Below are 7,853 nucleotides of genomic sequence, written 5' to 3'. Positions count from 1 at the left end.
ACGTTAACGGATCGCTCTGATATGAGTTATTTAATGTTGTTAGGGCGTGAAGCACTTGGTAAGCGGTTTCTTGTTGACCCTTCTAAAGTGTTTTTAGGGTCAAAATAAAAGTTGGCTAACTTAAGTTTCCTCTATAAACTTTATACATTACAAGCGATCCATCTTCTGTGATCATTACCATAGAAGGTGAATCGTTCACTGACACCTAATATCAAAAATAGCGGGTTAACTCGCATCAAATAACCTAACAATATGCAGATCATATTACCGCTATTTTTTGTCACTAAAAGTTCCTTACTATTGCCTTTCAGTTAAGTTATGCCGTTTAAAATTTATTTTTTACAGTGGTTCTGAATTGCTATTGCAGCCATTTTTAGCTGATATAGTTCACTCTTTAGCGAGTTCGGGGAAAAAATATCTATTGATCAGCGAGTATGTACTTAATTGAAAACACGTATTATAGTTATTAAAAAATTAGAATAGACGCGGTTAACTTGTAATCATTTACCATATCTATTTGGAATCAGCTTTATAGATAGTGGCTGTAGCCGCTAAATAATTAAATTAACGTGGTATTAATTTTTGACTATTCCTGACTTACCCAATAATCATGCCTTAGCGGTATTGTTAATTACCATATTGGCGTTATATCTTTTTCGCCGAGACGATATTCCCTTAGAGACCTCTTCATTGGCTGTCATCGCTGTACTGTGTTTGGCGTTTGCATTTTTCCCTTTTTACGTAGATGGCATACATTTCGAACCCAGTTCATTGTTTTTTGGCTTTGGTCATGAAGCTTTAGTGACAGTTTGTTCATTAATGATTATTGGTCAGGGTATCGTCCGTACAGGTGCCTTAGAGCCCATTGGACGATATTTGGCCAAGTTATGGAAAGTAAGTCCGGCACTGTCGTTGCTGTTAACGCTTATTCTGGCTGGAGGTTTAAGTGCTTTCATTAATAACACTCCCGTTGTGGTGCTATTGCTACCTATTTTGATCAGTGTTTCATTGCGCACTAAAACAGACTCTTCGCCGATGTTGTTACCTATGGGATTAGCAACATTAGTTGGGGGAATGGCAACGACTATAGGTACATCTACAAACTTATTAGTGGTAAGTATTGCAAAAAATATGGGCGCTGTTGAATTTGGACTCTTTGATTTTATTCAACCTGCACTTATTGCTTCTGTTGTTGCGGTACTTTATTTATGGCTAATTGCGCCAAAACTTTTACCCAGTAGAACACCATCGATGCCTGATACATCGCCACGTTTATTTAGCGCTTATCTTAATATCAACGAAGAAAGTGTAGCTAACGAGAAAGCAATTGCTGAAATAATTGCTTTGACTGATGGTCTGTTAAAAATAGAAAGTATTCAGCGCGGGGCAAACTATCGGAATATTATGCCTTTACCTGATACAATACTGACGGTGGGAGACCGTTTAAAAGTTCATGATTACCCCGACCGTTTAAAAGAATATGAATCGGTATTAGGGGCAACCTTATTCTCAGGGCTAAATAAAGTTGATGACGAACATCCGTTAAAAGCTGACAAACAAACCTTGGCTGAGATAGTTCTTATTGCGGGCTCGGGCGTAGAAGGACGGACCTTACAACAAGTCAATTTCATTCAAAAACACAGCATATCAGTGGTCGCATTGCATCGAGCGGGTAAAGCTATGGAAATTGGTCGCAGCAGTATCGGCAATACCCGATTGAAAATCGGAGATGTACTTCTCGTACAAGGAGAGCAAGAACAAATTGATTTATTGAAAGCTAAACAAGGGCTACTCATTATCGATGGTGCGGAGTCGTTACCCCAAACAAGTAAAGCTCCCATTGCATTAGGCACCTTGTTGGCAGTAGTTATATCATCAGCACTCGGTATTTTACCGATTGAAATTAGTGCGATATGTGGTGTGCTGATTTTGTTAGTAACAAAATGTTTAAATTGGCAAGAAGCCTCATCAGCGCTCAGTACTCAGGTTATTTTAATTGTTGCCGCGTCTTTAGCATTGGGTGCTGCGATGATGGCAACGGGGGGGGCTGAATATATAGCCCAAGCTTTTGTTGCCTTGTCATTCGGCCTGCCGCCAGGGGGCGTTTTGTCGGCTTTAATGCTTTTATTAGCGATACTGACCAACATTGTTTCTAACAACGCCGCGGCTGTTATTGGAACGCCAATTGCCATTTCAGTAGCGAGTCAACTGAACTTGCCTGCGGAGCCTTTTATTTTGGCTGTACTGTTTGGCGCCAACTTAAGTTATGCAACACCTATGGCTTATAAAACTAATTTATTGGTGATGAATGCTGGTGGTTATCGCTTTTCTGACTTTATGCGTGTTGGTATTCCGTTGATTATTCTCATGTGGGTAACACTGTCATTACTGTTAAATTGGCTATATTTATAAAGGAAGTAGGCAACCTATTCGCCTGGTTTTCCCTAAGCCCCAAATCACTGATTTACCAATAATATATTATCGGTAAATGAAAGCCTTATTAATGATGAGGCGAGATAACTTAACAAATAAAAAATGAGGAGTGGGGAGTGACGGGTTAAAGGCTCTCTTTTAAAGCTTTGTGCTCAAACCATAAACGCATAAAATCACCGGTTAATTTTTGTTCGATTTCCATAGCACTTTCGGTTGGACAAAAAATAGTGAAAAATACCTGTGTATCGCCAAGTTCTGACGTGGCGACTTGAATATGAGGCTCAGGACCTGCAATTTTTATATCTAAACGACTTTCAATAAGGTGGTTATAGCGAATAGCGACATCTTTAAAGTCATGGCAATAGAAGTTCGCTTTTTCATATAACGTTTCCATGAAATCAAAAGGATTAACACAGTCATTACGCACAATGGTAAAATGATGTACAGCATATCGTTTAAGGAAGTTAAGATTTTTAATAACTGATGTTATCAATTGGCTATTCGGTAAATACAACGTTTTACCAGTATATTCATAATCATCTTTATTGACTTCTAATAAGGTCAGTTTTGCCCAATCAGTAGAATGTACTTCACCGACATAGTTACCTACTTGTATCCAGTCGCCAATACGAAAGGGTCTACTTGATAAGATATAAATAAAACCAATAAAACACTGAATAAATTCTCGGGTTGCTAATACTATTGCCACAATAAAAGCGGCAATAGAAAAAGCAAACTTTTGAATTTCTTCAGACCAAAGATTAAAAAGTACTATAATCATCATTAGGGTAAAGATATTACTTACCATATTGATTTTTAATCTTTTAGTTTGTTTAGCCTTTAGTTTTATTATTTTTATGATTAAATTTTTAACCAAAAAAGAAGCCATAAGCACTAAAAAGGTAACAATAAACTTATACTCAAACAGTAACTCAGTAAATTCGGTGAAGCTGTACATTTTATTGATCCATTCCATAATAAATATTTATTAACCTACTTGCTGATACTAGGTAGCATGCCTTTAAGCAATAAACCAAAGATATCGGCTCCAGTAATAATACGCTTGGTCTCTCCCCAAATCAGTAGTACGTCGTGTTCTATCACCCCAGCAAAGTTTTTATCTATAGAAGTGTTAACTTTCATTTTTAGCATGGCTTCATTTAAGGGGGTTGTTTCATCGGTGATCACTACCGGGCGATGACAGTAATTGTAAGGGTCAAAATGGGTAGGTTGGTATAAAGCTGCACGTGAATAGCCATCAGCGTCAAGCACAAGTAATGGGTAGCCGGCTTCATTAGTGAGTATTACCCAGCTATGATTGGTTTCATTCACTTGCATTAAAAATGGGTCGTCAGGACTTTGTTGTGTCACGGGAATGATAGGTAAATCTAACTTGGTTGGTAAGGAAATGATTGATTTAGGATCAATTATCTCACCTTCTTCAGTCACTTGTATTTCATCTAAGGCAAAAAAGTTTAACGCACCGATACCTTCTACCTGATTAAGGTCTGCTTCTTCGGCTGTTATATGTTGGTGGATAATACTTCTAAGTTCGCTTTCTTCAAGATAGGTAATACCTTCTTTCCCAAGCCATGCATCCAAAATAAGCGCCGTTGGTTTTGCAACAGGGTAAAATAGGATCTGATAAAAACGAATAATAGGGGCGAGCATGCTACCCATTTTTAAAGCATTTCTCGAAAAGTAAGCTTGAGGTGTAATTTCACCAATAATGGTTATTGCAATTGTCGAGAATAAAAAAGCGCTGACACCGGTAAGCACTGAATCAGACAGCATGGTTAGCAGAACATTAATGCCGACATTACCCCATAATATGGTCGTTAATAAGAAATTTGAATCATCTCTAAGACGTAGAATGGTTTGTGCGGCTTTGTTGCCTTTTTTCGCTTCAACCTCTAAATGAAGCCTACTAATAGAAAAAAATGCGAGGTTTAATCCTGAAAAAATCGCTGATTGTGTAATACAAAAGGCGATAGCACACCAAGTAATAATGTCAGTTGACATGTAATAATCCTAATCGGGCTATTAATAGCGTTAATTGGGTGAAGTATTAACTTTACTTACTGAGATCACAACTAATTATTTAACCTTTATTCTAAAATGCTGTCTATAATGGCATCATTTATAAATTAATGAGTCGTTTATAAAATTTTATAAAACTTGTGATAGGTAATGCTGATATCAGCGCTATTTTGTAATTCTAGTAAAGGATTTTTCATGATTAAATGTATGTTGATTTCACCTTCTTCACCGATAATAATTGGTGGTCAAGAGCTAGTTTCTCAATGGCAACAAGATGAAAGTACTACGCTATGGATTGATATTGATAAGGTTGAAAAATCTCAAGAAAAAGAAATATTAACTCAATTTGGTTGTCATCCTTTGGCTATTTTAGATGCGCAAAGAGAAAGACACCCCCCTAAAGTAGAACTGTTTAGTGATTTTATTTTTCTACTATACCGCGGTTTTGTTGCCAAAGAAGACAATTTAACGTTTGAACATGTACAAATCAGTATGTTCATCGGTCAACGCGTATTAATTACTGGTCACCCTGAAAGCTCTGTTGCGATAAATACACTGTTTAACGCGAGCAGTGAAAAGTATTTAGCGAGAAGCCCAATACATTTAGCGTTGAAAATATTTCACAGTAGCTGTGGTAATTATCTACAGCAGCTGTTTGATTTTGAAGCACACTTAGAAAAAATTGAAGATCAGTTTCAAGTTAGTGGTAACGATACAACCATGCGAGAAATTACGGCACATCGTTCTCGGTTAGTTAAAATTAGAAGAACGTTTAATTACCATGTAACTGTGGGCAATACCCTAAACAGTTACCTTGAAGATGATGAAACATTACTGATTACCGACAAAGAAATACATGCAGTTAATGATTTAAGAGAGCGCCTTGACCGACTACTGAGTCTTTCTCAAATGTATTATGATATTTGTGGTGACTTAATTAATGGTTACATGTCTGTTACCTCGCATCAGTTAAATGCAACCATGCGTGTGTTAACAGTTATTACTGCTTTGTTTGTTCCTTTGACCTTCCTCGCGGGAATTTATGGGATGAATTTTGAATACATACCTGAGCTAAAATTTGAATACGGTTATTTTACTCTACTTGCAGTGATGTTAGTTATTTCTGTTGGGCTTATTGTCTGGTTTAAGAAAAAACGTTGGTTGTAATTTAAAAAGAGAAAAATATTGAGCGATTCAAAAACACTTTATGAAAATAAAGTCATTAATATAAGAAAGCGGCAACCAATAATGGCTTGGTTACTCTCTTTAACTCTTATCTCTATGGGATATTATTTGTCAAAAACGCAATTTTTAGGAATAGAGTGGCTGACCCGAAGTGGGTGCTTAATTGTGTTGCTTGGTGTTTGGTCAAGCATTGGCGCTATCATCGCTGAAAGAGTGTTAATAAGTAAATTGAATATCCAACATCGGGTTGTTTTATCACGAGCAAAAATGAAGCTCAGAAAAATTAATGCGCCTGCAGAGTACATTGAAAAAGAAATTAAAACGATTGAAGATAACTTTGACGATAAAATTGACGTTGTTAAAGACAATGTTAGGTATCAGCTGGGTATTTTAGAGGTTTCTTTATTGATGACAGGTACCTTTATTTGGGGTTTTGGCGACTTAGTATTTAAAATAAGTCTTTAAAAAATAATTCTTAAAGAGTGAACGATGAGTAACAATATTTGGTGGGGCGAGTTTACCTTTGATGAACAACAAGAGAAAAAGTGTTGGAGCGTAGGCGAGCGAGCCATATTAATAAAGCGTAAAGCCACAGAGTGGAATATTTGGAACATTGAAAATCAAGAAGAAGACCACCAAATTGTGCTTTCTGACGGCGAAAAATTTAACGTAGAAAACAATGCCATTATTGGTCGATTTTTAGAGAAAGCCAGTTCAGATAAAATAAAAGTATTACCAAAATTAGCAGACCGTCCTGTTATTGCCCGTCCTTCATCTCCTTTAACTATTCTTGCTGGTGAAAAAGTACAGTTGTTTATCAGTACACCTATTTGGTTTTACGCTGAAACATTTCCAAGTGGCAAATGTTTGGTTGATTTACCTTTTTGGCGCCCCTCTGATTCATGGTTTGGCAGTTCAACCATTGATGGTCAGCTCTGCTATGCGAAATATACGTCTGCAAAAACTAAACTTGAAGAATTAGACTTACACCCTCATCGGGCAACAACAGCTATAATGGTCATTAATAGTCATGATAAAGCATTAATTATCAATAGAATTAATGTTCCGGTAAATTACTTACACTTATACGGCGATGACAAAAATCAATTGTGGACATCTGGCATCACTATCGAAATAGAAAATGAATCAGCTGATGTTGAGTTAATTGTTGAGAAAAGTATTTCGGCTAAGTTGTCTCTGCTCAAATCTATTAGTGCTCCGCGTGAGTCTTCAGAGCATGGGGAATTAATACGCAGAATTAGTCATTTATTTGGGTAAATATTAGTTCAGCAAACAAGAGTTAGGTAAATATTGTATGGAAGTCATTAATGAGTTTTTTAATACGCTCAAAGTATCTCATTTGTATACATTAACACAGGCACTTATTTTATTTATAGTCGGTTACTTTATTGCTAAAACGATAAGTAGCGGTATTGAAAAAATTGTCGATAAAAAAATGACGACACACGGCGTTTTTTTATTAAAAAGAACGGTGTTTTATACGTTGTTGGCACTATTTTCATTATCCGCTTTAAAGCATGTAGGTATAGATTTAACGATATTGCTTGGCGCAGCCGGTATTTTTACTGTTGCTATTGGTTTTGCTTCACAAACCTCCGCATCAAACTTAATTAGCGGCCTATTTCTGATGGTAGAAAGGCCGTTTTCAATTGGCGATGTGATCAAAGTTAATGAAATTTTAGGTGAAGTTATTTCTATTGATTTACTGTCTGTTAAGTTAAGAACCTTTGATAATTTGTTTGTCCGCATACCCAATGAAAGTATGATCAAAAGTGCGGTAACCACGATGACAAAATACCCTATTAGAAGAGCCGACTTAAAGTTAGGTATCGCTTATAAAGAAGATATTGAAAATGTCAGAGATGTTCTATTAAAAATAGCGGAGAAAAATGTTATTTGTTTGGAAGAGCCAGCACCCTTATTTATTTTAACCGGATTCGGATCATCATCTGTAGATATACAATTTTCAGTTTGGTCAAAAAGAGAGAACTTCCTTACCCTTAAAAATGAGATGTATCAGAATATTAAAAAAGCTTTTGATGAACAAGGTATTGAAATTCCATTTCCACATATAAGCCTGTATTCAGGTAGTCAAAGTAAACCTTCTGATGTTGCTATAAGTGCGGGTTACAAAATCACCAAAGATGGCACGTTGAAGAAGTGAAGGTTAAACA

General features: G+C 36.4%; 8 protein-coding genes and 1 pseudogene. 6 read left to right on the top strand and 3 right to left on the bottom strand.

Going from position 1 to position 7,853, the window contains the following annotated elements; translation table 11 throughout:
• A pseudogene (locus H4J73_RS01875) lies at window positions 1-108 on the top strand (RimK/LysX family protein); the annotation flags it as partial.
• A 32-nt stretch (window positions 109-140) separates the two neighbouring features.
• Here H4J73_RS01875 and H4J73_RS01870 read toward each other — a convergent pair.
• The gene (locus tag H4J73_RS01870; protein WP_182177750.1) at window positions 141-284 is read right to left on the bottom strand and encodes a hypothetical protein; all 144 of its coding nucleotides are present in this window, start codon (window positions 282-284) and stop codon (window positions 141-143) included.
• Window positions 285-582: 298 nt separating this feature from the next.
• Here H4J73_RS01870 and H4J73_RS01865 point away from each other — a divergent pair, with 298 nt between their 5' ends.
• Complete coding sequence (locus H4J73_RS01865) at window positions 583-2,412, top strand: SLC13 family permease (RefSeq protein ID WP_182177752.1); 1,830 nt, start codon at window positions 583-585, stop codon at window positions 2,410-2,412.
• Window positions 2,413-2,557: 145 nt separating this feature from the next.
• Here H4J73_RS01865 and H4J73_RS01860 read toward each other — a convergent pair whose 3' ends face one another.
• Window positions 2,558-3,391, bottom strand: a complete 834-nt coding sequence (locus H4J73_RS01860; RefSeq protein WP_182177945.1) for a mechanosensitive ion channel family protein — start codon at window positions 3,389-3,391, stop codon at window positions 2,558-2,560.
• A gap of 35 nt (window positions 3,392-3,426) precedes the next feature.
• Window positions 3,427-4,455: a DUF21 domain-containing protein gene (locus H4J73_RS01855; protein WP_182177760.1), complete on the bottom strand. Its 1,029-nt coding sequence runs from the start codon at window positions 4,453-4,455 to the stop codon at window positions 3,427-3,429.
• Window positions 4,456-4,668: 213 nt separating this feature from the next.
• Between H4J73_RS01855 and H4J73_RS01850 the strand changes: the two genes are divergently transcribed.
• The 4 genes from H4J73_RS01850 to H4J73_RS01835 are packed head-to-tail and all read left to right on the top strand — an operon-like array spanning window position 4,669 to window position 7,843.
• Window positions 4,669-5,640 carry a magnesium transporter CorA family protein gene (locus tag H4J73_RS01850; RefSeq protein WP_182177762.1) on the top strand — a complete coding sequence of 324 codons (972 nt, stop codon included), beginning with the start codon at window positions 4,669-4,671 and terminating at the stop codon, window positions 5,638-5,640.
• 18 nt (window positions 5,641-5,658) lie between these two features.
• Window positions 5,659-6,123 (top strand): hypothetical protein, encoded by a 465-nt coding sequence (locus H4J73_RS01845; protein WP_182177764.1) that lies wholly within the window; start codon window positions 5,659-5,661, stop codon window positions 6,121-6,123.
• 24 nt (window positions 6,124-6,147) lie between these two features.
• A complete protein-coding gene (locus tag H4J73_RS01840; RefSeq protein WP_182177766.1) occupies window positions 6,148-6,936 on the top strand; it encodes a hypothetical protein in 789 nt (262 codons plus the stop codon).
• Window positions 6,937-6,973: 37 nt separating this feature from the next.
• Complete coding sequence (locus H4J73_RS01835) at window positions 6,974-7,843, top strand: mechanosensitive ion channel family protein (RefSeq protein WP_182177768.1); 870 nt, start codon at window positions 6,974-6,976, stop codon at window positions 7,841-7,843.
• Window positions 7,844-7,853 lie beyond the last annotated feature (10 nt).

The sequence above is a fragment of the Colwellia sp. MB3u-41 genome, from assembly GCF_014076845.1.
Taxonomy (GTDB): domain Bacteria; phylum Pseudomonadota; class Gammaproteobacteria; order Enterobacterales; family Alteromonadaceae; genus Colwellia_A.
The sequence above is the reverse complement of the archived record's forward strand: the minus strand, read 5'-3'. Positions and strand labels throughout refer to the sequence as shown.